The organism is Streptomyces sp. SM11, assembly GCF_002910905.1.
Lineage (GTDB): Bacteria > Actinomycetota > Actinomycetes > Streptomycetales > Streptomycetaceae > Streptomyces.
The window spans coordinates 1-24,441 of the sequence record NZ_NEUE01000311.1; the positions used below are offsets into that span (position 1 = coordinate 1).

Annotated in this window: 16 protein-coding genes, 1 tRNA gene and 1 pseudogene; 1 reads left to right on the plus strand and 17 read right to left on the minus strand. The window is 71.5% G+C overall.

Annotated elements, in window-relative coordinates:
* From B9S58_RS36920 to B9S58_RS36985, 13 genes are all read right to left on the minus strand, one after another.
* Positions 1 to 399: helix-turn-helix domain-containing protein (locus tag B9S58_RS36920; RefSeq protein WP_219818896.1), on the minus strand; the 399-nt coding region annotated here is incomplete at its 3' end.
* Between the two features lie 682 nt (positions 400 to 1,081).
* On the minus strand, positions 1,082 to 2,356 hold the full coding sequence (locus B9S58_RS36930) for a hypothetical protein (protein WP_103536200.1): 1,275 nt from the start codon (positions 2,354 to 2,356) through the stop codon (positions 1,082 to 1,084).
* 470 nt (positions 2,357 to 2,826) lie between these two features.
* Positions 2,827 to 2,900: transfer RNA gene (locus B9S58_RS36935), tRNA-Thr, on the minus strand.
* 149 nt (positions 2,901 to 3,049) lie between these two features.
* Positions 3,050 to 4,579, minus strand: coding sequence for an alpha/beta hydrolase (locus B9S58_RS36940; protein WP_103536201.1), 1,530 nt, complete (start codon positions 4,577 to 4,579; stop codon positions 3,050 to 3,052).
* A 78-nt stretch (positions 4,580 to 4,657) separates the two neighbouring features.
* The gene (locus tag B9S58_RS36945) at positions 4,658 to 5,863 is read right to left on the minus strand and encodes a DNA polymerase III subunit delta' (protein WP_103536202.1); all 1,206 of its coding nucleotides are present in this window, start codon (positions 5,861 to 5,863) and stop codon (positions 4,658 to 4,660) included.
* Between the two features lie 153 nt (positions 5,864 to 6,016).
* Complete coding sequence (gene tmk / locus B9S58_RS36950; protein ID WP_103536203.1) at positions 6,017 to 9,340, minus strand: dTMP kinase; 3,324 nt, start codon at positions 9,338 to 9,340, stop codon at positions 6,017 to 6,019.
* A gap of 162 nt (positions 9,341 to 9,502) precedes the next feature.
* On the minus strand, positions 9,503 to 12,415 hold the full coding sequence (topA, locus tag B9S58_RS36955; RefSeq protein WP_103536204.1) for a type I DNA topoisomerase: 2,913 nt from the start codon (positions 12,413 to 12,415) through the stop codon (positions 9,503 to 9,505).
* Positions 12,416 to 12,696: 281 nt separating this feature from the next.
* On the minus strand, positions 12,697 to 12,894 hold the full coding sequence (locus tag B9S58_RS36960; protein WP_032791540.1) for a hypothetical protein: 198 nt from the start codon (positions 12,892 to 12,894) through the stop codon (positions 12,697 to 12,699).
* Between the two features lie 415 nt (positions 12,895 to 13,309).
* Complete coding sequence (locus B9S58_RS36965; RefSeq protein WP_103536205.1) at positions 13,310 to 14,842, minus strand: methyltransferase; 1,533 nt, start codon at positions 14,840 to 14,842, stop codon at positions 13,310 to 13,312.
* Positions 14,843 to 14,920: 78 nt separating this feature from the next.
* Entirely contained in the window at positions 14,921 to 15,607 is a 687-nt protein-coding gene (locus B9S58_RS36970; RefSeq protein WP_103536206.1) for a small secreted protein, read from the minus strand.
* Between the two features lie 330 nt (positions 15,608 to 15,937).
* Positions 15,938 to 18,367, minus strand: coding sequence for a sodium-translocating pyrophosphatase (locus tag B9S58_RS36975; RefSeq protein WP_103536207.1), 2,430 nt, complete (start codon positions 18,365 to 18,367; stop codon positions 15,938 to 15,940).
* Between the two features lie 569 nt (positions 18,368 to 18,936).
* Positions 18,937 to 19,407, minus strand: a complete 471-nt coding sequence (locus B9S58_RS36980; RefSeq protein ID WP_103536208.1) for an ATP-binding protein — start codon at positions 19,405 to 19,407, stop codon at positions 18,937 to 18,939.
* Between the two features lie 199 nt (positions 19,408 to 19,606).
* Positions 19,607 to 19,960 carry an STAS domain-containing protein gene (locus B9S58_RS36985; protein ID WP_003967428.1) on the minus strand — a complete coding sequence of 118 codons (354 nt, stop codon included), beginning with the start codon at positions 19,958 to 19,960 and terminating at the stop codon, positions 19,607 to 19,609.
* Between the two features lie 106 nt (positions 19,961 to 20,066).
* On the opposite strand from B9S58_RS36985, the gene B9S58_RS36990 reads away from it, so the two are divergent.
* Positions 20,067 to 22,520 carry a DEAD/DEAH box helicase gene (locus B9S58_RS36990; protein ID WP_103536209.1) on the plus strand — a complete coding sequence of 818 codons (2,454 nt, stop codon included), beginning with the start codon at positions 20,067 to 20,069 and terminating at the stop codon, positions 22,518 to 22,520.
* Between the two features lie 14 nt (positions 22,521 to 22,534).
* Here the strand turns inward: B9S58_RS36990 and B9S58_RS36995 are convergent, their stop codons facing one another.
* From B9S58_RS36995 to B9S58_RS37015, 4 genes and pseudogenes are all read right to left on the minus strand, one after another.
* Positions 22,535 to 23,095, minus strand: a complete 561-nt coding sequence (locus B9S58_RS36995) for a TlpA disulfide reductase family protein (protein WP_103536210.1) — start codon at positions 23,093 to 23,095, stop codon at positions 22,535 to 22,537.
* Positions 23,096 to 23,333: 238 nt separating this feature from the next.
* Positions 23,334 to 23,636, minus strand: a pseudogene (locus B9S58_RS37005) (Rv3654c family TadE-like protein); the annotation flags it as partial.
* Positions 23,633 to 24,046 carry a TadE family type IV pilus minor pilin gene (locus B9S58_RS37010; RefSeq protein WP_374935745.1) on the minus strand — a complete coding sequence of 138 codons (414 nt, stop codon included), beginning with the start codon at positions 24,044 to 24,046 and terminating at the stop codon, positions 23,633 to 23,635. The pseudogene B9S58_RS37005 and the gene B9S58_RS37010, both read right to left, overlap by 4 nt.
* 40 nt (positions 24,047 to 24,086) lie before the next feature.
* Positions 24,087 to 24,353: a DUF4244 domain-containing protein gene (locus B9S58_RS37015; RefSeq protein WP_103536211.1), complete on the minus strand. Its 267-nt coding sequence runs from the start codon at positions 24,351 to 24,353 to the stop codon at positions 24,087 to 24,089.
* Positions 24,354 to 24,441: the final 88 nt, after the last annotated feature.

The window sequence follows — 24,441 nt, forward strand, 5'->3', positions numbered from 1 at the left end:
CCGCCAGATGCGCGCGATGTAGTGCCAGGACACGGTGATGTTCTCGGTCCGCTCCAGGTACTTCGCCAACTCCCGTGCGGACCAGTGCGAAAGCCCTGTGCCGCTTGGTGGCGTCATGCGCGTCAGCGCGATCACCCTGGCCCGCACCCGCACCGGCACCTGTTCCCGTGCGCCACCGGGACGCTCCCCTTCCAGCCCGGCCAGGCCCTGCTCGGCATAGCGGGTCTTCCAGCGGTCCACGGTCGGCAGCGACACTCCGAGCAGCTCGGCAATGTCCTTGCGGCGGCGCCCCTCGCCCGACCACAACACGATCCGGCCCCGCGTGGCTATGTCCGCAGGCACGTCCCTGCTGTTCACCAACTCCCGCAACTCGGCGGCCTGTTCCACGGAGAGCTCCATACCAAGAGACCCTGCCACACAAGATCAAGTAATGCTGACGGAATCACGAGACACTAGCCGTTGAGAAGCGGCAGGCGCTGGCCGGTAGAGGTCACTCCGGCCAGGTGGACACCGCCGCCTCGGGGTAAAGGGAGCACCCACCCCGGTCGTATCTCATTCGTGTGGAACGTGGAAACCCCGGTGCCGCCCCCTCCCCAGCGGTCGACAAGGACGCCCTCGCCACCTGGATCCGCGCCCTGCCGGCGCATGAGAAGGACTCCCTGCTGCTGGAGGCTGCCCTGGGCACCGCCCCGCAGCCCGGTCCCACCCTGCTGGCCCGCCACCGCGCCGCGTCCCACGGCGCGGCCGAACCGTCCGCGGCCGCGCGTCGCCGTTCGGCTGCGGAACTCCTCGACGCCGCCCACGAGGTGCGCAGCGAGCACGCCAGGCAGCGCGAGCAAGCCCGCGCCCGGGCCCTCCGATCCGAACTGCGCGCTAGCGAGAGCCACCTGGACCGCCTGGCCGAGAACACCCAGCGACGCCGCCGTCGCCCTTCTGAAGGATCTCCGTGCGGTCCACGACCGGGTGGGCACCCCCGAGGAGTTCGCCAGACGCCTGCACAACCTGCGCGAACAGCACCACGGCAAGCCCTCGCTGATGCGGCGCTTCACCGACGCCGGTCTGATAGCCCGCTGAGGCGCACTCAGATGTGGTCGCGTGGGTGCTCGGCCAGAAGATGGAGCGCGGCGAGGGCGGCAGGTCGGCCGGTGGCGGACAGGGAGATCGGGGCATCGATGACCCGTTCCCGCTCGTCGAGGTAGCCGAGTTCGCGGCCGGTGTGCCAGAACCTCCACAGCAGCCGCCCGGTGTCCTCCACCTCCATCGCGGCGCCGTCACCGCGGGAGAAGCACGCGGCAAGCACCGGATGGATGACATCGCGCAGGTCCCGTCGGAGCCGGGGCTCCGTCCACAGTGCGCCCAGGGCACACTCGGCAAACTGCCGCTCAGCTGCTGTGGTACCGAGCCAGGACAGTGCGGCCGTGTGCTGGCGCAGCTGGTGGTCCGTCAGCTGAACACGGCCGGCAGCCGAGAGCTTGAGCGTGCGATGGCGCTTGGTCACCAGCCGATGGGTGCGGGCGAGTTCGTGCAGTGCGGCCAGCTGAAACAGGTCCGCCTCCGAGCGCGGCCCCTTGCCAATCGGGTACCAGTGCGGGTAGCGGTCGAACGCGGCAGCCACCAGTTCCCGCGGCAGGTAGCCGGCCTGAGTCAGGGTGACGCCGTCACCGATCTGCTCCAGCAGCCACCGCAGCGGTTCAGCCGTGTCCACAGGTGCCGTGGAAGACTCCTCCAGGGCAGGCAGGACGGCTGCGAGCAGGGCGCGGCGCTCGGCCGGGGGCGCCTCGGCCCACAACTCGCGCCGTTCGCGGCGGACACCCTCCAGCGGGGCACGGCCGTCGAACACGGGCTGCGCTGTGGTGAGCCAATGCTGGGCGAACCGTCGGCGCGCGGCCGGGAACGTACGCGCTTCCGGGGCGAGCTCGCCCTCGTCCAGGGCCTGCTCCAGTCGACGTTCGAGGTTGGCGCGGGCCAGCGCTTCTTGGATGCCCATGACCTGGCCCCAGCTCAGCTCGGGTACGTCCGGCGGGGTAGTGGGCGAGGCACCCGCGGCCTTGCGGTAGGCCGCGAAACCCGCCTCCTCGGAGCGCTGCCAGGCCTCCAGTACCTGGGCGGTGATCGTGCTCGTGCACACAGCGGCGGCCCGAACGCGGCCGGCCCCGGCCAGTAGGTCTCCCAGGACTGCGACCGCACGCCGCTGCTCAAGGGTGTCCGCGTGCCACTTGCGGGGCAGCTCGTACCAGCAGAAGCGTTCGATCTCGGCCGCCGAGAGCACGCCGAGCGCGGCGCCGTCCGGCACCAGCCAGCCCAGCAGGCGCTGCGCCATCGCCTTGTCCGCCACCAACGTGATCACCTCTTCCACGCTCTGGTCCGCCTGCCGATCCTCCCACGGGCAGGGGTTCCCGTCCGGGCGCGACGACCTGGCGCGGGCCGACGCTGAGCTCACGCAGGCCGAAGCGATACCCGCACCCGTTCCGCAGGCGCCGTGACGCGTCCGCATCTGCCAGAACGACACGAGTCCCCACATCGCCACCCACCTTCGATCGAACAAGGCGACCGCGTTGGTCGAGGACAGCAGGAGACTTCTGACGACGTATCACGCACAGCCGTCCACCGGCTGTCCACCGGAGACCGTCTCCGCCTGATCAACCCAACCAGCCGACATGCCAGAACCGCAGTTCAGGGCCTTGGCGCACTTCGCTGCCGACGGCAGGTGAACCTATGACCAACGCACCGCGATGCGTAGGATGCGAGTGTCCGATTGGCCCGAATTCCAAGGTCAAAGAAACGAAGAAACCCCAGGTTAGAGGCCCAACCTGGGGTTCATCATAGAGCCGCCTTCGGGATTCGAACCCGAGACCTACGCATTACGAGTGCGTTGCTCTGGCCAACTGAGCTAAGGCGGCGCGCCCTGTCGCACTATGGTGCGGTCAGCAGCGGAGCCAAGTCTACACAGTTTCCGGGGGTGCTCCGCACAGGCACCCCCGGACGGGTTTGTACAGGTCAGGCCGGATCTGGGCGGATCACGCGCAGGTCGGGAGCGGGTCAGGTGCGGTCAGGTGCACTTCTTGCCGTCGGTGGGCGGGGTGCCTTCCAGGAGGTACGTGTTGATCGCCGTGTCGATGCAGTCGCTGCCCCGGCCGTACGCGGTGTGGCCGTCGCCGTCGTAGGTGAGCAGGGTGCCGGAGGATAGCTGCTCGGCGAGGGAGCGGGACCATGCGTACGGGGTGGCCGGGTCGCGGGTCGTGCCGACGACGACGATCGGGTCGGCGCCCTTCGCCTCGGTGCGGTGCGGGGTACCCGTGGCCTCGGTGGGCCAGTACGCGCAGTTCAGGGCGGCCCAGGCGAAGCCGCGGCCGAAGACCGGGGAGGCCTTCTCGAAGTCCGGGACCGCCTTCTCGACCGCGTCGGGGGTGTCGAAGGCGGGCGGCAGGTCGAGGCAGTTCACGGCGGCGTTGGCGAACATCAGGTTCGCGTACTTCCCGTCCGGCTCGCGCTCGTAGTAGCTGTCGGCCAGGGACAGGAGACCGGAGCCGTCGCTGCGCTGCGCGCCCGCCAGCGCCTCGCGGAGCTGCGGCCAGGCAGCCTCGTCGTACATGGCGGCGATCACCCCGGTGGTGGCCAGGGACTCGCCCAGCTCGCGGTCGTCGCCGGTCGGGATCGGCTTCGCGTCCAGGTCCTTGAAGAGCTGCTTCAGTGCGGTCGCCGCGTCGGCGGTGGACGTGGTGCCGAGCGGGCAGTCCGGCTGCTCGACGCAGTCGGCGGCGAAGGACTGGAAGGCCCCCTCGAAGCCCGCCGTCTGGTCGCGGTTCATGTCGATGGCCTTCAGCGACGGGTCCATCGCCCCGTCCAGGACGAGGCGGCCGGCCCGCTCCGGGAAGAGGTCCGCGTACGTGGCGCCCAGGAAGGTCCCGTACGACGCTCCGACGTAGTGCAGCTTCTCGTCGCCGAGCAGGGCTCGCAGGACGTCCATGTCGCGGGCCGTGTCGACGGTGGAGACGTGCGGGAGGATCTCGCCGCTCCGCTTCTCGCAGCCCGCCGCGAACTTCTCGAAGGACGCACTCAGCTTCCGGACCTCCGTGTCGTCGTCGGGCGTCTGGTCGACCTGGGTGTAGACGTCCATCTCCGGTCCCGTCAGGCACTCGACGGGCTCGCTGCGGGCCACACCGCGCGGGTCGATGGCCACCATGTCGTAGCGGGCCCTCACCTGGGCCGGATAGCCGAGTGCCGCGTACCCCTGGAGATAGCCGATCGCGGAACCGCCCGGGCCGCCCGGATTCACCAGGAGGGAACCGATCCGCTTGCCGGGTCCGGTGGCCTTCTTGCGGGAGACGGCGAGCTCGATGTCGCCGTCATCCGGCTTGTCGTAGTCCTTCGGCGCCTTCATCGTCGTGCACGCGAACCCCTCCACCCCGCAGTCGCGCCAGCTCAGCTTCTGCGTGTAGTACGACGACAGCCCCTCGGGAGCCGCGGCGCCGGTGGCCGAGGCGTTCGGCGACGAGCCGCTGCCGCTGCAGCCGGAGATGAGGAGGCCGGCAGTGCCGATCCCGATGGCGAAGGTGCGGAGCAGCCGCCTGGTATCCATCCAGGGAGCGTATCCGCCAGGTGACGAGTCGTCCGATTCCCTGCTCATTCGGGTGAACAGGGCCCCGCGCAGGGCCCCTCAGCCCGCCCGCAGCGCCATCGTCATCGCCTCCACCGCGAGCAGCGGCGCCACATTGCGGTCCATGGCCTCCCGGCAGGCGATCACCGACTCGATCCTGCGCAGGGTCTGCGCGGGGCTCGATGACTCCGCGATCCGGTCGAGGGAGTCCTGCACGTCGACGTTGGCGATGGCGATCCGGGAGCCGAGCTGGAGCGCCAGCACATCGCGGTAGAACCCGGTGAGCTCCGTCAGCGCCAGGTCGAGGCTGTCCCGCTGCGTACGCGTCTTGCGGCGCTTCTGCTTGTCCTCCAGCTCCTTCATCGCCCCCGCCGTACCGCGCGGCATCCGGCCCCCGGCCACCCCGCCGAGCGCCGCCTTGAGGTCCTCGGTCTCCTTGACGTCGACCTCCTCCGCCATCTGCTTGGCGTCGTCGGTGGCCGTGTCGATCAGCTCCTGGGCCGCCTTGAGGCAGCCGCCGACGTCGGCGACCCGCAGCGGGACCTTCAGCACCGCCGCCCGCCGTGCCCGCGCCCGCTCGTCCGTCGCGAGACGGCGCGCCCGGCCGATGTGCCCCTGGGTGGCGCGCGCTGCGGAGTGCGCCCGCTCGGGGTCGACGCCGTCACGGCGGATCAGGACGTCGGCCACGGCCTCCACCGGCGGGGTACTCAGGGTCAGGTGCCGACAGCGGGAGCGGATCGTGGGCAGGACGTCTTCGAGCGAGGGTGCACACAGCATCCAGACCGTGCGCGGCGCGGGCTCCTCGACGGCCTTGAGCAGGACGTTGCCCGCGCCCTCGGTGAGGCGGTCGGCGTCCTCCATGACGATGACCTGCCACCGCCCGACCGCCGGGGAGAGCTGGGCTCGCCGGACCAGGTCGCGGGTCTCCTTCACGCCGATGGAGAGCAGGTCCGTGCGGATGACCTGGACGTCGGCGTGCGTGCCGATCAGGCTCGTGTGGCAGCCGTCGCAGAAGCCGCAGCCGGGGGCGCCGCCCAGCGCCCGGTCCGGGCTCGTGCACTGGAGCGCGGCGGCGAAGGCCCGCGCCGCCGTGGACCGGCCGGAACCGGGCGGTCCGGTGAACAGCCAGGCGTGCGTCATCTTCGAGCCCTGGTCCAGCGGCTTGCCGTCGGACACGGCGGTGACCAGCGCATCGGCGTCCTTGGCGGCGGCGGCGAGCTGTTCCCGCACTCGGTTCTGTCCGACCAGGTCGTCCCATACGGTCATGGGTCACCGCCCTTCCGGTGGTGTCGTGCGGTGCCGCGGAACCGCGGTGCGTCGTCGCTTCCCATTGTGAGGGACGCCACCGACAGTCCGGCCCGCCCGCCCCCGGAGGGACGGACGGGCCGGGATTTCACCGTCGGCGGTGGGGCGGGTGTGTCAGCCGCGCGGGCGACGTCCGCGGCCCCCGGGGCCGGGGCCGTCGTCGTCCTGACCCCCGAGCAGTTCGTCCGCCAGGGTCGGCAGATCGTCCAGCGGGGTCTCCTCCGCCCAGTCCGGGCGGGGGCGCTTGCGGCGGCTCTGCTGCGGCCGGCCGGAAGCCTCCCCGGCCTGCGGGTCCTCGACCTGCGGCAGTTCGCGGGTGCGCTCGTTCTCGCTCTCCGCGGGCGGGGCCGCCGGGCTCTCGTCCTGGAAGAAGCCCTGGGGCACCCGGTCGGAGGGCTGATCGGCGGGCACGGGCGGCAGCACAGCCGTCTCGTCGGCGGCTGACGGACCGGCGTCCCCGGCCGGCCGCCGGTCCGCCGGCCGCTGGTCCGCCGGCCGCTGGTCCGCCGGCCGCTGGTCCCTGACGCGCGGCAGCATCGCCGTCTCGTCCTCCACGGAACCGGAAGCCGAACCCGAACCCGAACCCGTATCCGTATCCGTATCCGTATCCGTACCGCCACCGTAGGGACGCTCGCCCTCCGGCCGCGCCGTCGGGACGGGCTGCGTGATCTCGTTCGGGTTCACGATCGGTGTGGGCACCGTGAGCTCGTTCTCCGGAACGGACGGGCCGGACGAGGCGGACGAGCCCTCCGACCACGAGGACGTCTCCGTGCGGGGCGTACGGGACGCCCGCTGGGCCTCCGCCCGGCCTGCCTCCGCCCGCGCCTCCTCCGTACGGGCGGCCGCCTCGGCCTCGGCCCGGCGGCGGGCCTCCTCGGCGCGCACCAGGGCCTCCTCTGCCCTGCGCTGCTTCTCCAGCCGCTGCGCCTCGGCCTCCTTTCGGAGCCGGGCCTCCTCCTCGGCCTGCTTGCGCAGACGTTCCTGCTCGGCCTCACGGACCCGCTCCTCGGCCTCCAGCCGGAGCCGGTCCTCCTCGGCGCGGCGGCGGGCCTCCTCGGCGCGCTGCCGGGCCTCCTCGGCGCGCTGCCGGGCCTCCTCCGCCTGTCGTTCGGCCTCGCGGCGGCGGGCCTCCTCCAGCTCGCGCTGCTTGCGCTCCTCCTCCTCGGCGCGCAGCCGGGCGAGCTGCTCCTGGCGCTCCTTCTCCAGGCGCTCCTCCTCGGCCTTGCGGGCGGCCTCTTCCTCTGCCTTCCGCCGGGCCTCCTCGATGGCCTTGCGCCGGGCCTCCTCGATGGCCTCGATCTCGGCCTCGGAAAGCGGAAGGAGCTGGTCGAGCCGGTGACGTACGACCGTGGTGATCGACTCCGGCTCCTGGCCGGCGTCCACCACCAGATAACGCGTCGGGTCGGCCGCGGCCAGGGTCAGGAACCCGGACCGTACCCGCTCGTGGAATTCGGCCGGCTCCGACTCCAGCCGGTCCGGTGCCTCGGTGAACCGCTCCCGCGCGGTCGCCGGGTCGACGTCCAGCAGCACCGTCAGATGCGGTACGAGGCCGCTCGTCGCCCACCGCGAGATCCGGGCGATCTCGGTCGGGGCCAGGTCCCGGCCGGCGCCCTGGTAGGCCACGGACGAGTCGATGTAACGGTCGGAGATGACGATCGCTCCGCGCTCCAGCGCCGGGCGGACGACGGAGTCGACGTGCTCGGCGCGGTCGGCGGCGTACAGCAGGGCCTCGGCCCGGTTGGACAGACCCGCGGAGGACACGTCCAGCAGGATCGACCGCAGCCGCTTCCCGACCGGGGTGGCCCCGGGCTCCCTGGTCAAGACGACCTCGTGGCCCTTGGCCCGGATCCACTCGGCGAGCGCTTCGGCCTGGGTCGACTTGCCCGCTCCGTCACCGCCCTCCAGGGCGAGGAAGAAACCGGTGGCGGCCGGCGCGACCGCCGGGTCGCCGCCGCGCAGCGCCTCGCGCAGGTCCCGGCGCAGCGGCACGCCCGCCCGGTCGTCCGTCCTGGCGAGGACGAGTGCGGCGACGGGCAGCAGCAGTGCGCCGAGCAGCATCAGGGTGAAGGCGGCCCCGCCGCGGGCGAAGACGAAGTCGCCGGAGACCAGGCGGTGCCGCCCGATCGCGGCGGCCAGCAGCGGACCGGCGACCGCGCCGAGCGCGACGAGCACCCGGACGACGGCCTGGAGGTGCTCGGAGGTCCGGGCCTGCCGGAACGCCTCGGTCTCCTGGTCGATCAGGGTGTGACCGGTGTTCGCGGCGACCCCGGCGGCGTAACCGGCGAGCAGAGCGATGGCGATCCCGGTCGCGGTGTCTGGCACCAGGCCGAGCGCGAGGAGCGCGAGGCCGGTGACGGCGGTGGCCAGCGCCAGCAGGCGGCGGCGCGACAAGGTGGGCAGCACGTGGTGTGCGGTGCGGATGCCGAGGGCGGTGCCGCCGGTCAGTCCGAGGATCAGCAGCGCGAAGGTGGCCGGCCCGCCGCCCAGGTCGTAGGCGTGCAGTACGGAGACGGCCGCGGCCGCGGCGACGGCTCCGGCGACGGCCGCGCAGACCGCGACGAACAGCGGGACGGCGCCGGTGCGGCCCTTGTCAGGGCCGTTGCCGGTGGCGGGGCGGCGCAGGCCCTCCAGCGGGGAGCGCGGCCGGGGCGTCTGGGTGGCCGGGAACTGGAGGAAGTACAGAGTGGAGATGGAGGCGGAGAAGAGCCCTGCCGCGACGTAGGACCCCAGGGCCGCCTGGTGGAAGGAGAACCACTCCAGGCCCGAGCCGAGGAGGTTGCCGACCAGCGTGGCGACCAGCAGCACCGCCGCAGCGGCGGGCACGGCGAGGAAGTCGGTCCGGAGCGAGAGACGGCGCAGGGCGTCGAGGTGGTCGGGCAGCGGGCGTACCGCGGCTCCTTCGAGGGGCGGGGCGGGCAGCAGCGCCGGGGCGGCACTGTCCTTGGCCACGGCCCACAGGCGCTCACCGGCTCCGGTCACGAAGACGGTGATGAGGATCATCATGAGCGCCTTGTCGGGCGTCCAGTCGATCCACAGCGGGGCGACGACCAGCAGCGCCAGGCGCAGCCCGTCCACCCCGATCATCAGCCATCGCCGGTCCAGCTTCCCGCCGGGCCCCGCGAGGGACGTCAGGGGCCCCAGGAGCACGGCTCCGAAGAACAGGGTGGAAAGGATCCGGGCACCGAGGACGGCGGCGACGGCGAAGGCCGCCCCGCGGTATCCGGTACCGAATGAGCCCTCAAGGACCGCCGCTTGCAGCGACAGCAGCACCAGCACGAGAAGGGCGAGTGCGTCGCCGATACCGCCGACGAGCTGGGCGCTCCACAACCGCTTCAGCGGGGGAATACGCAACAGGGCCCGTACGGCGCGCTCGCGTGAGTCTGCGGCAAGTGTGTCGGAGGTGGGGCTCACGACCGTTGGCTGCTCGGCTCGCGTCATCCGCCCAGCCTATCGGCAGCGGCACGGTCGCCGTCGGCCCGTCCGAACATATGGGCGCAGACGGCTTCCGGCCATGGTCGTCCAGGTACCCCGGGACGCACCGCCGCCCGGCACCTGCGTGAGGTGCCGGGCGGCGGTGGCGGTGCGGGTACGACGGGCCCGTCAGCCGTCCGACGGGGTGGCGGAAGAGGCGGAGGTCGTCTTCTTCGCCGTCGTCTTCTTGGCGGCCGTCTTGGCGGTCGTGGTCTTCTTGGCCGTCGTCGTCTTCTTGGCCGTCGTCGTCTTCTTCGCCGCGGTCTTCTTGGCGGTCGTGGTCTTGGTGGCCGTCGTCTTCTTCGCGGCCGTCTTCTTGGTCGTCGCCTTCTTCGCAGGCGCCTTCTTGGCCGTCTTCTTCTTCGCGGGCCCCTTGGCGCGCTTCTCGGCGAGCAGCTCGTAACCACGCTCGGGCGTGATGTCCTCGACGCTGTCGTCGGTCCGCAGGGTCGCGTTGGTCTCGCCGTCGGTGACGTACGCGCCGAAGCGGCCGTCCTTCACCACGACCGGCGCACCGCTGACCGGGTCGGTGCCCAGCTCCTTCAGCGGCGGCTTGGCCGCGGCCCGGCCGCGCTGCTTGGGCTGGGCGTAGATCGCGAGGGCCTCGTCGAGGGTGATGTCGAAGAGCTGGTCCTCGGAGGTCAGCGACCGGGAGTCGGTGCCCTTCTTCAGATACGGGCCGTAGCGGCCGTTCTGCGCGGTGATCTCGACACCCTCGGCGTCCTCGCCGACGACGCGCGGCAGCGACATCAGCTTGAGGGCGTCGGCGAGGGTGACCGTGTCCAGAGACATGGACTTGAAGAGGGAGGCCGTCCGCGGCTTCACCGCGTTCTTGCCGGTCTTCGGCGTCCCCTCGGGCAGCACCTCGGTGACGTACGGGCCGTACCGTCCGTCCTTGGCGATGATCTGGTGGCCGCTGACCGGGTCCGCGCCCAGCTCGAAGTCGCCGCTGGGCTTGGCCAGCAGCTCCTCGGCGAGCTCGACGGTCAGCTCGTCGGGCGCCAGGTCCTCGGGCACGTCGGCACGCTGGTGGCCCTCGGCGCCCTTCTCGCCCCGCTCGATGTACGGGCCGTAGCGGCCGACGCGGAGCTTGATGTCGTTGCCGACGGGGAAGGAGGAGATCTCCCGGGCGTCGATCGCACCGAGGTCGGTGACCAGGGCCTTCAGGCCGCCGAGGTGGTCGCCGTCGCCGTTGCCCGCGTCGGAGGCCGCTCCGGCTCCGGCGGTGTCGTCACCGGGCTTGGCGCCGAAGTAGAAGCGCTTGAGCCACGGTACGGACTTGGCCTCGCCCCGCGCGATGCGGTCGAGGTCGTCCTCCATACGGGCGGTGAAGTCGTAGTCGACGAGCCGGCCGAAGTGCTTCTCCAGCAGGTTGACCACGGCGAAGGACAGGAAGGACGGGACGAGCGCCGTGCCCTTCTTGAAGACGTAGCCGCGATCCAGGATCGTCCCGATGATCGAGGCGTACGTCGAGGGACGGCCGATCTCGCGCTCTTCGAGCTCCTTGACCAGCGAGGCCTCGGTGTAGCGGGCCGGGGGCTTGGTGGCGTGCCCGTCGACCGTGACCTCCTCGGCGGACAGCGCGTCGCCCTCGGCCACCTGCGGCAGCCGGCGCTCGCGGTCGTCCAGCTCGGCGTTGGGGTCGTCGGCGCCTTCGACGTACGCCTTCATGAAGCCGTGGAAGGTGATCGTCTTGCCGGAGGCGGAGAACTCGGCGTCACGGCCGTCGCTCGCCCGGCCGCCGATCTTGACGGTGACGGAGTTGCCGACCGCGTCCTTCATCTGGGAGGCGACGGTCCGCTTCCAGATCAGCTCGTAGAGCCGGAACTGGTCGCCGGTGAGCCCGGTCTCGGCAGGGGTGCGGAAGCGGTCGCCGGAGGGGCGGATCGCCTCGTGCGCCTCCTGCGCGTTCTTGACCTTCCCGGCGTACGTACGCGGCTTCTCGGGGAGGTAGTTCGCCCCGTACAGCTGTGTGACCTGCGCCCGGGCCGCGGAGACCGCGGTGTCGGAGAGGGTCGTGGAGTCCGTACGCATATAGGTGATGAAGCCGTTCTCGTACAGCTTCTGCGCCACCTGCATGGTCGCCTTGGCCCCGAAGCCCAGCTTGCGGCTCGCCTCCTGTTGGAGGGTCGTGGTCCGGAAGGGGGCGTACGGGGAGCGGCGGTACGGCTTCGACTCGACGGACCGGACCGCGAAGGAGGAGTCGGCGAGCGCGGCGGCCAGGGCGCGGGCGTTCGTCTCGTCCAGGTGCAGGGTCTGGGCGGAACCGGCCTTCAGCTGCCCGTCGGGGCCGAAGTCGCGGCCCTGGGCGATCCGGCGGCCGTCGACCGCGCTGAGGCGGGCCGTGAGGGTCGAGGGGTCGGAAGCGTCACCGGCGCGGCCGGTGGCGAACTTTCCGGTCAGGTCCCAGTACTCGGCGGAGCGGAAGGCGATGCGCTCGCGCTCCCGCTCGACGACGAGCCGGGTGGCGACGGACTGGACGCGGCCCGCCGAAAGCTTCGGCATGACCTTCTTCCACAGGACCGGCGAGACCTCGTAGCCGTAGAGGCGGTCGAGGATGCGGCGGGTCTCCTGGGCGTCGACCATGCGCTGGTTGAGCTCGCGCGGGTTGGCGACGGCGGCCCGGATCGCGTCCTTGGTGATCTCGTGGAAGACCATCCGGTGGACCGGGACCTTGGGCCTCAGCACTTCCTGCAGGTGCCACGCGATGGCTTCGCCCTCGCGGTCCTCATCGGTGGCGAGGAAGAGTTCGTCGGACTCGGCCAGCAGCTGCTTGAGCTTCCTGACCTGGGACTTCTTGTCGGCGTTGACCACGTAGATGGGCTGGAAGTCGTTCTCGACATCCACCCCGAGGCGGCGTACCTCGCCGGTGTACTCGTCCGGGACCTCGGCCGCGCCGTTCGGGAGGTCGCGGATGTGCCCGACGCTCGCCTCGACGACGTATCCGGGGCCGAGATAGCCCTTGATCGTCTTCGCCTTGGCAGGCGACTCGACGATGACGAGTCGGCGGCCGCCCTGTGCGGTCTCGCTGGTCGGGGACAACTTCGCTCTTCTCTCCGGTCGACACTCGATGGGCATCCGGGCAGCGTCATGACGCTGCCCGCGGTGCTGTCGCTGCGGAGTGTGACGGTACAACCCGCCCCCGTGTCAAACGGCAAAAGCCCGCAACGGCCACTCGAACGGTAACCCGACTTCCGCCATTCCTGCCGCCCGGACCGCCGGGTCCGCGCCGCGCGGGGCCTCGGCCTGCCGCTCTTCGGAGGTGGTCGTGATGACCTTCGGGAGACCTGTCGTCCCGGGCGTCGCCCGGCCGGAGGCGGGGATCAGACGAGCGTGAAGCACCACACGCCGAGGCCGAGGAAAACTACGCCGAAGAGTGTCGTGAGTGCGGTGGAGGCGACGGGGCTCACACCGTGCGCCACCGGCGCGCGGTGCAGGGCTCGCGCCCCTGTCCAGATCAGGAGGGCGGCGCCGAACAGCGCCAGGGCCGTACCGGCGAAGACTGCTGAGACGCTCTCCATGTCGTACCCCTAGCCCGTCGTGGCGAACCGCCCGGGACGGGCCGACCGGTCCCGGAGCCGGACCTCGGCGGTCCGGCACGGGGAGGTTGTCACTCCGGGGCATCGCCCACACGAACCCCGAGTGAACAGCACTCCCCCGCCGACCGGCGGAACACCATCGGCCGCATATCGCCGGTCACGACCGGCGATATGCGGTCCGAGCGCGCCGGAGGGAACGCCGGGCACGAATACGCTGGTGGCAGGGAGACCGCCGCCCCAGCAGGGAGCAGCCCCGGTCCGTACCGGAAGGCCGTCGTACGGGCACTGCCGCCCGGCCCCCGGTCGCCCGCCGGCGAGCTTCCGCACCACGCTCGCTTCAGGAACCGGAGCCCGGGATCCAGGGCCCGCCCTCCGTTCCCTGCCCGCTCTCCGTGCCCTACGCGTCCCGAGGTCCGACGCCGGGCGCCGGCTCCAGGAAGCCTTCCTCGACCAGCAGCCGGATCGCCTGCGGCGTGCGGTCGCGCAGGAGCACCGGATCCTCCGCCATCAACTGCGCGATGGCATCCAGGATCCGCCCGGCCGGCAGCGAGCCGTCGGACACACCCGCGAACCCGGCGGCCACCGCGTCGACCTTGGTCGCCCGCATCATGCCGCGATGCTGACGCAGCACCACATGCTCGGGGTCCTCCGCGCCGGGCAGGCCGACCTGCTCCTGCACGACCTCGGCGGCGAGGGCGAAGTGCCCGGCGAGCAGCGCCGCGTCGTCCTGTTCGCGGAGGTAGTCCTGTCGGGCGAAGTGGTCCTGGACGGCCTGTCCGAGCGGCTGCTGCACCGCGTGCGGCCATTCCTCGACGACGATCGACGGGTTCCCGGCCGCCGCCGCGGCGGATTTGCGCAGGGTGATCCAGCCGAAGCCGACGGACGTGGCGCCCCGGGCCTCGAACTCGTCGAGCCACGCCTCGTACCGCTCGTCGTACTCGGCGGGGTCGCTGCGGTGGTCGCCGCTGTCCCGCAGCCACAGCTCGGCGTACTGCGTGACGTCCTGGACCTCGCGCTGGACGATCCAGGCGTCGCAGCCGTACGGCACCCAGGAGCGCAGCCGGTCCTGCCACTCCTCGCCCTCCACGTGCTGCCAGTTGGCGAGGAACTGGGCGTATCCCCCGTCGTTCAGATGGTCGCCGGACTGCTGCACCAGCGCCCGGCACAGGTCGTCGCCGCCCATGCCGCCGTCCCGGTAGGTGAGGCGGGCGCCGGGCGAGATGACGAAGGGCGGGTTGGAGACGATCAGGTCGAACGTGTCGGAGCCCACCGGCTCGAAGAGAGAGCCCTCGCGCAGGTCGGCGGGGGCCGCGCCGGAGAGGGCGAGCGTGAGCCGGGTGAACTCCAGGGCACGGGGGTTGAGGTCGGTGGCGGTGACCCGGGTCGCGTGCTGGGCCGCGTGCAGCGCCTGGATGCCGGAGCCCGTACCGAGGTCGAGGGCCGAGGCCACCGGCGTACGGACGGTGATGCCGGCGAGCGTGGTGGAGGCGCCTCCGACCCCGAGGACGACGCCCTCGTCGCGCGAGCCGATCCCACCCGCACCGCCGACCGCGCAGCCGAGGTCGGACACGATGAACCAGTCCTCGCCGTCCGGGCCCCCGTACGGCCGTACGTCGACGCTCGCGCGGACCGTGCCGTCGTCCGCCGCCCGGGTCACCCAGCCGTCCGCGACGCACTCGTCCAGCGGCAGGGCGGCGCGGGCCCGCTCCTCGGCGACGGGGCGCTGCAGAAGGAACAACCGCACCAGCGTGTCGAGCGGGAAGTCACCCCTGGTGGCCCGCAGGGCGGGGACGGTCTCGCTGCGGGCGAGGGCGGCATAGGCGGGCGCGCCGAGGCGGTCGAGGAGCCCGTCCGCGGTGAAGTCCGCGGCGAGCAGGGCCTCACGGAGGGCGGCGGCGTGGTCGGGTGCGGGAAGGCTGCTCTTACTCACCCACCCATTGTGTCCGGTCCCACCGACAACGGCAGCGGCCCGGGCACCCACCGGGTGTCCGGGCCGGGAGAACGGCGTTCAGGACTTCTTCTCCGAGGAGTCCTTCTCCGATGAATCCTTCTCCGTCGACTCCTTGTCCGAGGAGTCCTTCTTTTCGGGGTCCGCGGCCTCCGGGGACGCGTCGGCGTCGGCCGCCCCGGAGCCGGAGGGGCCGGTGGAGGCCGCCGGCTGCTGGCAGCCCTTCTGCTTCGACATCGCGACACCGACCTCGCCGGACTGGAGCTTCCTCAGCGCCTGGTCACCGCTGGTGCTGATCTTGTGCAGCTCGTCGGCGATGCCGTTCAGTCCGTCGGCGAACTCCCTCTGGTCCTTGGTGTCGAGCGCGTCGACCTTGACCTTGAGGTCGGCGTACGCCTTGGAGGAAGCGTTGAGCTCCTTCACCGCTGCCTTCTGCGTGGCCTCGCCGTCGTCGACCGGCGGCGGGCCGGCCGAGTCCACGGCCGCGCCCAGCGCCTTGTAGGCCTCGGACATCTGCTGGAAGGCGACCGAGTCGGCCTCCTGGACGTCGACGGGCTTGCTGTTGTCCCCGGCCTTCTGCCGGATGGAGGCGTTGGCGTTGGTGATCTTCTGGAGTTGCGGCTGAACCTGGTCGCAGACCTTCTTGGCCCAGTCGTTGACCTTGTTGTCGCTGTCGTCGCTGCAGCCCGACAGCGTCAGTACGAGTACCGCACCGCCGGACAGTGCGGCTGCAAGCTTCTTGTTCACCGGATTGGTCCCTTCCAAGGCTCTCGGCCCCGGAACTTACACGCCGAGGGGGCGACAGCCTGGTGCCGTTCATCCGGTGTGCACGCTTTTGAAGCCATTTGCACCAAGGGAAATGAGGGAGATGCCACTCCCGCAGAAATACGGATGCATGAGCGGTAACTCACCCGAAAGGCCGCTCCTGACCGCTGTACCCACGCCGGTGCGCACGACACCGCACGACGTCGGGCGAGGGCGGGCGAGGGCGGACGGCACGTCAGCACGTACCGTCCGCCTCGCCCCTGATCACACATCACCCCAAGCCGGGACCGACGTCACTCCCGTACGCACGGATCACGGGGCCGCCGCGGGATCCGGCGCCGGGACCACGGGGCCCCCACCCTCCGAGGCGTCGTCGTCGCCCACGGCGATGCCCCGCCGCTTGGAGATGCTGACCGCGACGACGATGATCCCGATGGCGATGACGGACACCAGTGCCCGCACCCAGGGATTCGCGTCCGCTCCGTAGCTGAACTGTACGATCGCCGGAGCGATGAGCAGGGCGACCAGGTTCATCACCTTGAGGAGCGGGTTGATCGCCGGGCCCGCCGTGTCCTTGAACGGGTCGCCGACCGTGTCGCCGATCACGGTCGCGGCATGGGCCTCGCTGCCCTTGCCGCCGTGGTGACCGTCCTCGACGAGCTTCTTGGCGTTGTCCCAGGCACCGCCGGAGTTGGCGAGGAACACCGCCATCAGCGTTCCGGTGCCGATCGCGCCGGCGAGGTACGAGCCGAGCGCGCCGACGCCGAGGGAGAAGCCGACCGCGATCGGCGCCAGCACCGCGAGCAGGCCCGGCGTGGCCAGTTCACGCAGGGCGTCGCGAGTGCAGATGTCGACGACGCGCCCGTACTCCGGCTTCTCCGAGTAGTCCATGATCCCGGGATGCTCGCGGAACTGCCGCCTGACCTCGTAGACAACGGCCCCGGCGGACCGGGACACCGCGTTGATGGCGAGCCCGGAGAACAGGAAGACGACCGCGGCTCCCAGGATCAGGCCGACCAGGTTGTTGGGCTGCGAGATGTCCAGGCTCAGCCCGAGCTCGCCCGCCCCGGCCCCGACCTCGTCGACCGCCTTGGCGATGGCGTCGCGGTAGGACCCGAAGAGCGCCGCCGCCGCCAGGACGGCGGTGGCGATGGCGATGCCCTTGGTAATGGCCTTGGTCGTGTTGCCGACCGCGTCCAGGTCGGTGAGCACCTGGGCGCCGGCGCCTGTGACGTCCCCGGACATCTCGGCGATGCCCTGGGCGTTGTCCGAGACCGGCCCGAAGGTGTCCATGGCCACGATGACACCCACCGTGGTGAGGAGCCCGGTCCCGGCGAGCGCGACCGCGAAGAGCGCCAGCATGATCGACGTGCCGCCCAGCAGGAACGCCCCGTAGACACCGAGGCTGATCAGCAGCGCGGTGTAGACCGCCGATTCCAGGCCGATGGAGATGCCCGCGAGCACAACGGTGGCCGGGCCGGTGAGCGCGGACTTCCCGATGTCCCGCACCGGCCGGCGGTTGGTCTCGGTGAAGTAGCCGGTGAGCTGCTGGATGAGCGCGGCCAGGACGATACCGATGGCCACCGCGACCAGGGCGAAGATCCGCGGATCGCCGCCGTGTGCGGCGATCGCCCCGTCGGTGACCCCGTCCAGCTCTGCGTACGAGGACGGCAGATAGGCGAAGGCGGCCACGGCCACCAGGGCGAGCGAGATCACCGCGGAGATGAAGAAGCCCCGGTTGATCGCGGTCATCCCACTGCGGTCGGCGCGGCGCGGGGCGACCGCGAAGATCCCGATCATCGCGGTGACGACGCCGATCGCCGGGACCATCAGGGGGAAGGCGAGACCGGAGTCGCCGAACGCCGCCGTGCCGAGGATGAGCGCGGCGACGAGCGTCACGGCGTACGACTCGAAGAGGTCGGCGGCCATACCCGCGCAGTCACCGACGTTGTCGCCCACGTTGTCGGCGATGGTGGCGGCGTTACGCGGATCGTCCTCCGGAATGCCCTGCTCCACCTTGCCCACCAGGTCGGCGCCCACATCGGCGGCCTTGGTGAAGATCCCGCCGCCGACCCTCATGAACATGGCGATCAGCGCCGCGCCGAGGCCGAACCCCTCCAGCACCTTGGGCGCGTCGGCGGCATAGACGAGCACCACGCAGGACGCCCCGAGCAGTCCGAGCCCCACGGTGATCATTCCGACCACGCCACCGGTACGGAAAGCGATCTTCATCGCCTTGTGCGAGACAGTGGTGAGATCCTTTTCCGGTTCGCCTTCCGCCGGAGTCGCCTCACGCGCGGCTGCCGCCACCCGCACATTGCTCCGCACGGCGAGCCGCATGCCGATGTATCCGGTCGCCGCCGAGAAAAGCGCACCCACCAGGAAGAAGAGGGAACGCCCCGCGCGCTGCGACCAGTTGTCGGCCGGCAACAGGAACAACAGGAAGAACACGACGACGGAGAAAAAACCGACCGTGCGCAGCTGTCGGGCCAGATAGGCGTTCGCGCCCTCCTGGACCGCCGCGGCGATCTCCTTCATGCGTTCGGTGCCCTCGCCGGCCGCCAGCACCTGGCGTACGAGCAGCTGGGCGACGATCAGCGCGGCGACGGCGACGACCGCCACCATGATGACGATCAGCCGGTTGCCGTCGGTGAGTACCGCCGCCGCGAGGGAGACGGGCCGGTCGGAAAGTGCGGATTCTTGCGTCAGTGCTGCCATTGGGGTGGTGAAGAACTCCGCCATACGTCCTCCTTGACGCTCAGCGCTCAAGTCGTGGAGGGATTGTAGGGAGCGGAACCTGATCAAAACAGTGGGCGGGAAGAGAATTGATCGCCCTCCCCCCCAACGCCGATAGATCAGCGGATCGATTCTGCTCGAATACAGTAAGGGGGCAGGCGCATTACACGGCTGGACTCAAGAAAAAAGGGCCTGCTCAGCAGAGCTTGGCAAACAGAAAATCACCCGCGCGTGCCGGGGTCCCCGCGGCCCTCAGGGGGTCAGGGGGTCGGGGGTCGGGGTGTCGGGCGCGGGCCCGGGCCACAGGGTCTCAGCGCCTCGGGGTCGCAACGGCGGGTTCTCAGCGCCTCAGGGTCGCGACGTGGGCAACAGGCACGGGCAACAGGCACGGGCAACGACCTCGGCTCGCGAGCGCGGGGCTTCCGCGCCCCCGGGCACGGGGGGCTTCCGCGCCTCCGAGCCGGGTGTCGGCGCCTCCGGGCACGGGCGTCGGCGCCTCGGGGCCCGGGGCTCATCGTCTCGGGGGCGCGGGCACCGGCCTCACGCCTCAGGCCCCGGAATCGCGGGCACGGATCTCAGGGCCGTACCGCGGCGTCGGCCGTCGGCCAGCTCATACGGATCACTCCGCCGCCCGCACCGGAACGGACCTCCACGTCATCGACGAGACCGCTGATGACCGCGAGGCCCATCTCGTCCTCGCCCTCGCCGTCCATCTCGGGGTCGGTCCGGGCCGGGCCCGTGCCGGAGGCACCGGCGCCGTTGCGCGCCCCAGGCTCGACAGGACCACCGCCGGGGCCGGGAACGCTGTCCCCGACCTCGATGGAGAACGTCTTCTCCTCCTCGGTCAGCGCGACGCTGACCGGCGCGGTGATGCCATGACTGCGGTGCAGCCCGACCGCGCGGCTGCACGCCTCGCCGACAGCGAGCCTGACCTCGTCGAGCACCGCCTCGTCCACGCCGGCCCGGCGCGCCACGGCGGCCGCCACCAGGCGGGCCGTCCTGACATGTTCAGGCTGGGCGCTGAAGCGGAGTTCAACGGTGGCCATGCCATCCCCCTCGAACGTTCGGGCGTATGCCTCAGGGGGCCCGGGCGTGTCGCCCGGCACCCCTGCTCTCCTCCTCCGGAAGCCGACAAAGCCGACAGCCGACCCGAGGGTCGACCGCCTGCCCGTCACGGCCCATGCGCTGCCGCTGCCGGCCTGTTCACTGCCTGCCGACCGGCCCGGAGACCGGCCTGCTCCGACCTCAGTCGGTGGCGGCGACAGCCTCGTCGACCGTGGTGTGAATCGGGAACACCTTGGTCAGACCTGTGATCCGGAAGATCTTGAGAATGCGCTCCTGGTTGCAGACCAGGCGCAACGAGCCCTCATGGGCCCGGACACGCTTCAAGCCGCCCACGAGCACGCCGAGGCCGGTGGAGTCGAGGAAGTCGACGCCTTCCATGTCGACAACCAAGTGGTAGCTGCCGTCATTCACCAACTCGACCAACTGCTCGCGCAGCTTGGGCGCGGTATACACATCAATCTCGCCACCGACCTCGACGACCGTACGGTCGCCACCAGGGCCGGACACATTGCGAGTCGACAAGGACAGGTCCACGGATCCTCCAGCACCTTGCTATCGAGCGGTCGCACCTCGGTCTCCCCGACGGAGGCCGGGGGACGGATCGCCAGCCGCGAAAGCATTCAATCACTTACCAGCAGCCATGCACGACGCCTTGGGACCATTGTCCGCCACGCCAGTGACACACTCGGTGCCGATGGCCAAGAATCACCGTCCCGGACGACCACCCGAGAGTAGGGACATGCACCCCTCTCCCGCCATGATCCTCGACCGGCTCGCCGCAGGGGCGGGCCGGGCCGCGCGCATCACTCATACGGAGCACTTGCCCCCGCGATCGGGAACCCATGCCATCTGGCCGGATCGCATCCGGCCAGAAGTGATCTCGGCGATCGAGAAAGCCGGGATCGGCCGTCCGTGGGCGCATCAGGCGACCGCGGCCGCGTACGCGCTGGACGGCGAATCGGTCGTGATCGCCACCGGCACGGCCTCCGGGAAGTCCCTCGCGTACCTCGCGCCGGTCCTCAGCACCCTCCTGGACGGCTCCGAGGCCCCGAACGGCCGCGGGGCCACCGCCCTGTACCTGGCCCCGACCAAGGCCCTGGCAGCCGACCAGCGGCGCTCGGTGAAGACGCTCGCGGCCCCGCTCGGCAACGCCGTCAGGCCCGCGGTCTACGACGGCGACACCCCCGTCGAGGAACGCGAATGGGTACGGCAGTACGCGAACTACGTCCTGACCAACCCCGACATGCTGCACCGCGGGATCCTGCCGTCCCACCCCCGCTGGGCGTCCTTCCTGCGCGCCCTGCGGTTCGTCGTGATCGACGAGTGCCACACCTACCGGGGCGTCTTCGGCTCCCACGTCGCCCAGGTGCTGCGCCGTCTGCGGCGCCTGTGCGCCCGCTACGGGGCCGATCCGGTCTTCCTGCTGGCCTCGGCCACGGCTGCGGACCCCACGGTCGCAGCCGGGCGTCTGACGGGCCTGCCGGTCCGGGAGGTGTCCGAAGACGCCTCCCCGCGCGGTGAGCTGGTCTTCGCCCTGTGGGAGCCCCCGCTGACCGACCTGCACGGCGAGAAGGGCGCCCCCGTACGCCGTACCGCGACGGCCGAGACCGCCGACCTGCTCACCGACCTGACCCTCCAGGGCGTCCGCTCGGTCGCCTTCGTGCGCTCCCGGCGCGGCGCGGAACTGATCTCGGTGATCGCCAAGGAGCGCCTCGCGGAGGTCGACCGCTCGCTGCCGAAGCGGGTCGCCGCCTATCGCGGGGGCTACCTCCCGGAGGAACGCCGGGCCCTGGAGCGGGCGCTGCACTCCGGCGAGCTGCTCGGTCTGGCGGCCACCACCGCCCTGGAACTCGGCATCGACGTCTCCGGCCTCGACTCGGTCGTCATCTGCGGCTACCCGGGCACGCGGGCGTCGCTCTGGCAGCAGGCGGGCCGTGCCGGCCGATCGGGGCAGGGCGCCCTGGCCGTTCTCGTGGCCCGGGACGACCCGCTGGACACCTATCTGGTGCACCACCCGGAGGCGCTGTTCCAGCAGCCCGTCGAGTCGACCGTGCTGGACCCGGACAATCCCTACGTCCTGGCCCCCCACCTCTGCGCCGCAGCCGCCGAGCTGCCCCTCACAGAGCCCGACATCGCGCTCTTCGGCCCGGCCGTGCCCGAGCTGCTGCCGCAGTTGGAGGCGGCGAAGCTGCTGCGTAAAAGGGCCTCGGGCTGGCACTGGACCCGCCGCGAACGGGCCGCCGACCTCGCCGACATCCGGGGCGGGGGCGGCCGTCCGGTCCAGATCGTCGAGGAAGGTACCGGCCGTCTGCTGGGCACTGTCGACGCGGCCGCCGCCCACACGGCCGTCCACGAAGGCGCCGTCCATCTCCACCAGGGCCGCACCCACCTGGTCCGGAAACTGGACCTGGAGGACTCCGTGGCCCTGGTCGAGCAGGCCGACCCGCCGTACTCGACGGTCGCCCGCGACACCACCGCCATCACCGTCCTGGAGACCGACACCGAGATCCCCTGGGGTCAGGGGCGGCTCTGCTACGGCTCCGTCGAGGTCACCAACCAGGTCGTCGCGTTCCTCCGCCGGAAACTGATCACCGGGGAAGTCCTGGGCGAGACGAAGCTCGACCTGCCGCCCCGCACCCTGCGCACCCGCGCCGTCTGGTGGACGGTCACCGAGGACCAGCTCGACGCGGCCCGGATCAACCCGGAGATCCTCGGCGGCGCACTCCACGCAGCCGAGCACGCGTCGATCGGGCTGCTGCCGCTCTTCGCCACCTGCGACCGCTGGGACATCGGCGGCGTGTCCGTACCGCTGCACCCGGACACCCTGCTGCCGACGGTATTCGTGTACGACGGCCACCCGGGAGGAGCCGGATTCGCCGAGCGGGCCTTCCGCACCGCCCGTACGTGGCTGACGGCCACCCAGGAGGCCATCGCGTCCTGCGAGTGCGAGGCGGGCTGCCCCTCCTGCGTCCAGTCCCCCAAGTGCGGCAACGGCAATGAGCCCCTGCACAAACGCGGAGCCGTACGCCTGCTCACCGAGCTCCTCAGGGCCGCGCCCCCGGAACCGGCCGGAGCGACCACGTCGGAGGACTGAACCAGGAGGTGCTGTCAGGCTGGCAGCAGCGGCACGACCAGCCGCTTCAGCTCCGTCTCGCCGATCGCTCCGATCCGTGTCGCGGCGATCCGCCCCTCCGGGTCGACGATGATCGTGAACGGATATCCGGTGGTGTTCACCACGCCCTTCGGGAGCCGGAGGAGCTGCCGGCCCTGCGGGTCGTGCAGGCTCGGATACACGAGCTCCGCGTCCTTCTCGAAGGCACGTGCCTTCGAGACCGACACGTCCGCGTTGACCCCCACCACCCGCAGGCCCCTGCCCCTCAGTTCCTCGTGCACCCGGGAGAACCCGGGGGCCTCCGCACGGCACGGAACGCACCACGATGCCCACACGTTGACCACGACGACCTTGCCCCGCAGCCCCACCAGGCTGAACCGGCCGTCGCCGTCGACGCGTTCCCCCGCCAGCTCCGGCATCGCCACCCGGTCCGCGCGGGCGTACGCCTTCAGCGGCGCGGGCCCGTCGGCGTCGTCCGCGGGCAGAGGTGATGCCGAGCATCCCGCCAGCGCAGCCAGCAGGACGGCCACCGCGGTCGAGGTCCGTAGCGTCTTCACGTTCGTCGATGATGCCACCGGGGCCGTGGACAGGCGCACGTGCCCACCACGGAACACTCGGGACCGTCGAACGGCCGGCCCCAGCGATCATTCCCCCAGCGGCCCGCCGGGCCCCGGCACCCCTGTCGGGCACCGTGGCGCGGGGAGCGGCCGCGGAGCCGCCCCGGGAATCGGCCGGAGGACCGGCCCGGGCCCTGACGGCGGGTTCATAGGGCCCGAACCCCGAACGGGCGGTCACATCGGCGATCTCCCCGTGCACCGCGCAGCGAACGACCACAGCGCCCTGTGCCAGAGCCACCCGCCGGGCCGCCTCGCACGCGACCACTGCCCCTTCCAGCGCCCGGTCCGCAGCCGCGAGGGCCGCCAGATCCGCGGCCCCGCCCGCCCGGTGACGGGCAGCCACGACCTGCCCCAGCGCAAGCACCACGGCGAACACGGTGCACAGCCCGGCCGCGGTCACAGCCACCCACACCGTCGCCACACCCCGGTCCGAGACCCGGCCCCGACCCCGACCCCGACCCCGAGGCTGCCTCGCCCTCATGGCCCAGCACCCCCCACCGTGTCCTCCGCCAGGGCAGCCGCCTCGGCGCTCAGCGTCAGGGCCAGCACCCCCGGCCCCGGGGTCGCCGCCTCCACCCGGACACGCCACAGATCTCCCGCCCGCCCGACCTCGACCCGGGCACCGCGGGGCGCCGCGTCACGCGCGGCCTCCAGAACTGCCGCCTCCGGCTCCGCACGGGCCGCGGCCCGTGCCCCCGCCCGCGCCGCATCCACGCAACGGATCTGATCCGAGGCCGCCAACAGCGCCCACAGCAACGCCACGGCGAAAGCGACCAGCACCGGGATCACCACAGCCGCCTCTGCGGTCACGGCACCCCGGTCGCCGCACCCGTCGCCGCCGGGCACCCGGCCCCGGTACCGGGCCGGGGAAAGGTCGCGGTCCGAGGCCACTGGCTCCTTTCCCCTCCCCAGGAGGCACCTTGGCGGGATCTCAGAACTTCGCATCGAGCGCGTCCTCGACCAGCGACTGCAGCGCCGACAGCACCGGCCCGCTGTTCACCACCTTGTAGAGCACCGCGGCGAAGGCACACGCGGCGATGGTTCCCACCGCGTACTCGGACGTGGTCATCCCTCGATCGGACCGGCCGAGTCGCCCCGCCCACCGTGCGGGCCACTTCGCCGACCGGCCCGGCACCCTCGTGGCCAGCCGCCCCGTACGCAGAGCATCGACGGTCCGGTCCCAGAACTTCGTATTCATCTCATCCCCCGATGAGCATCAGTGACGAGCGGATGTCCGAGCGGAACACCCGTGAGTGACAGCGGAAATGAATGGCCGGCAGGTCACC

What these genes read in the sequence shown, in the direction of transcription:
- B9S58_RS36940 (WP_103536201.1), bottom strand. Translation starts at nt 4,579, where the DNA reads ATGGATACCAGGCGGCTGCTCCGCACCTTCGCCATCGGGATCGGCACT.
- B9S58_RS36945 (WP_103536202.1), bottom strand. Translation starts at nt 5,863, where the DNA reads ATGACCGTATGGGACGACCTGGTCGGACAGAACCGAGTGCGGGAACAG.
- tmk (WP_103536203.1), bottom strand. Translation starts at nt 9,340, where the DNA reads ATGACGCGAGCCGAGCAGCCAACGGTCGTGAGCCCCACCTCCGACACA.
- B9S58_RS36960 (WP_032791540.1), bottom strand. Translation starts at nt 12,894, where the DNA reads ATGGAGAGCGTCTCAGCAGTCTTCGCCGGTACGGCCCTGGCGCTGTTC.
- B9S58_RS36975 (WP_103536207.1), bottom strand. Translation starts at nt 18,367, where the DNA reads ATGGCGGAGTTCTTCACCACCCCAATGGCAGCACTGACGCAAGAATCC.
- B9S58_RS36980 (WP_103536208.1), bottom strand. Translation starts at nt 19,407, where the DNA reads ATGGCCACCGTTGAACTCCGCTTCAGCGCCCAGCCTGAACATGTCAGG.
- B9S58_RS36990 (WP_103536209.1), top strand. Translation starts at nt 20,067, where the DNA reads ATGCACGACGCCTTGGGACCATTGTCCGCCACGCCAGTGACACACTCG.
- B9S58_RS37015 (WP_103536211.1), bottom strand. Translation starts at nt 24,353, where the DNA reads ATGAATACGAAGTTCTGGGACCGGACCGTCGATGCTCTGCGTACGGGG.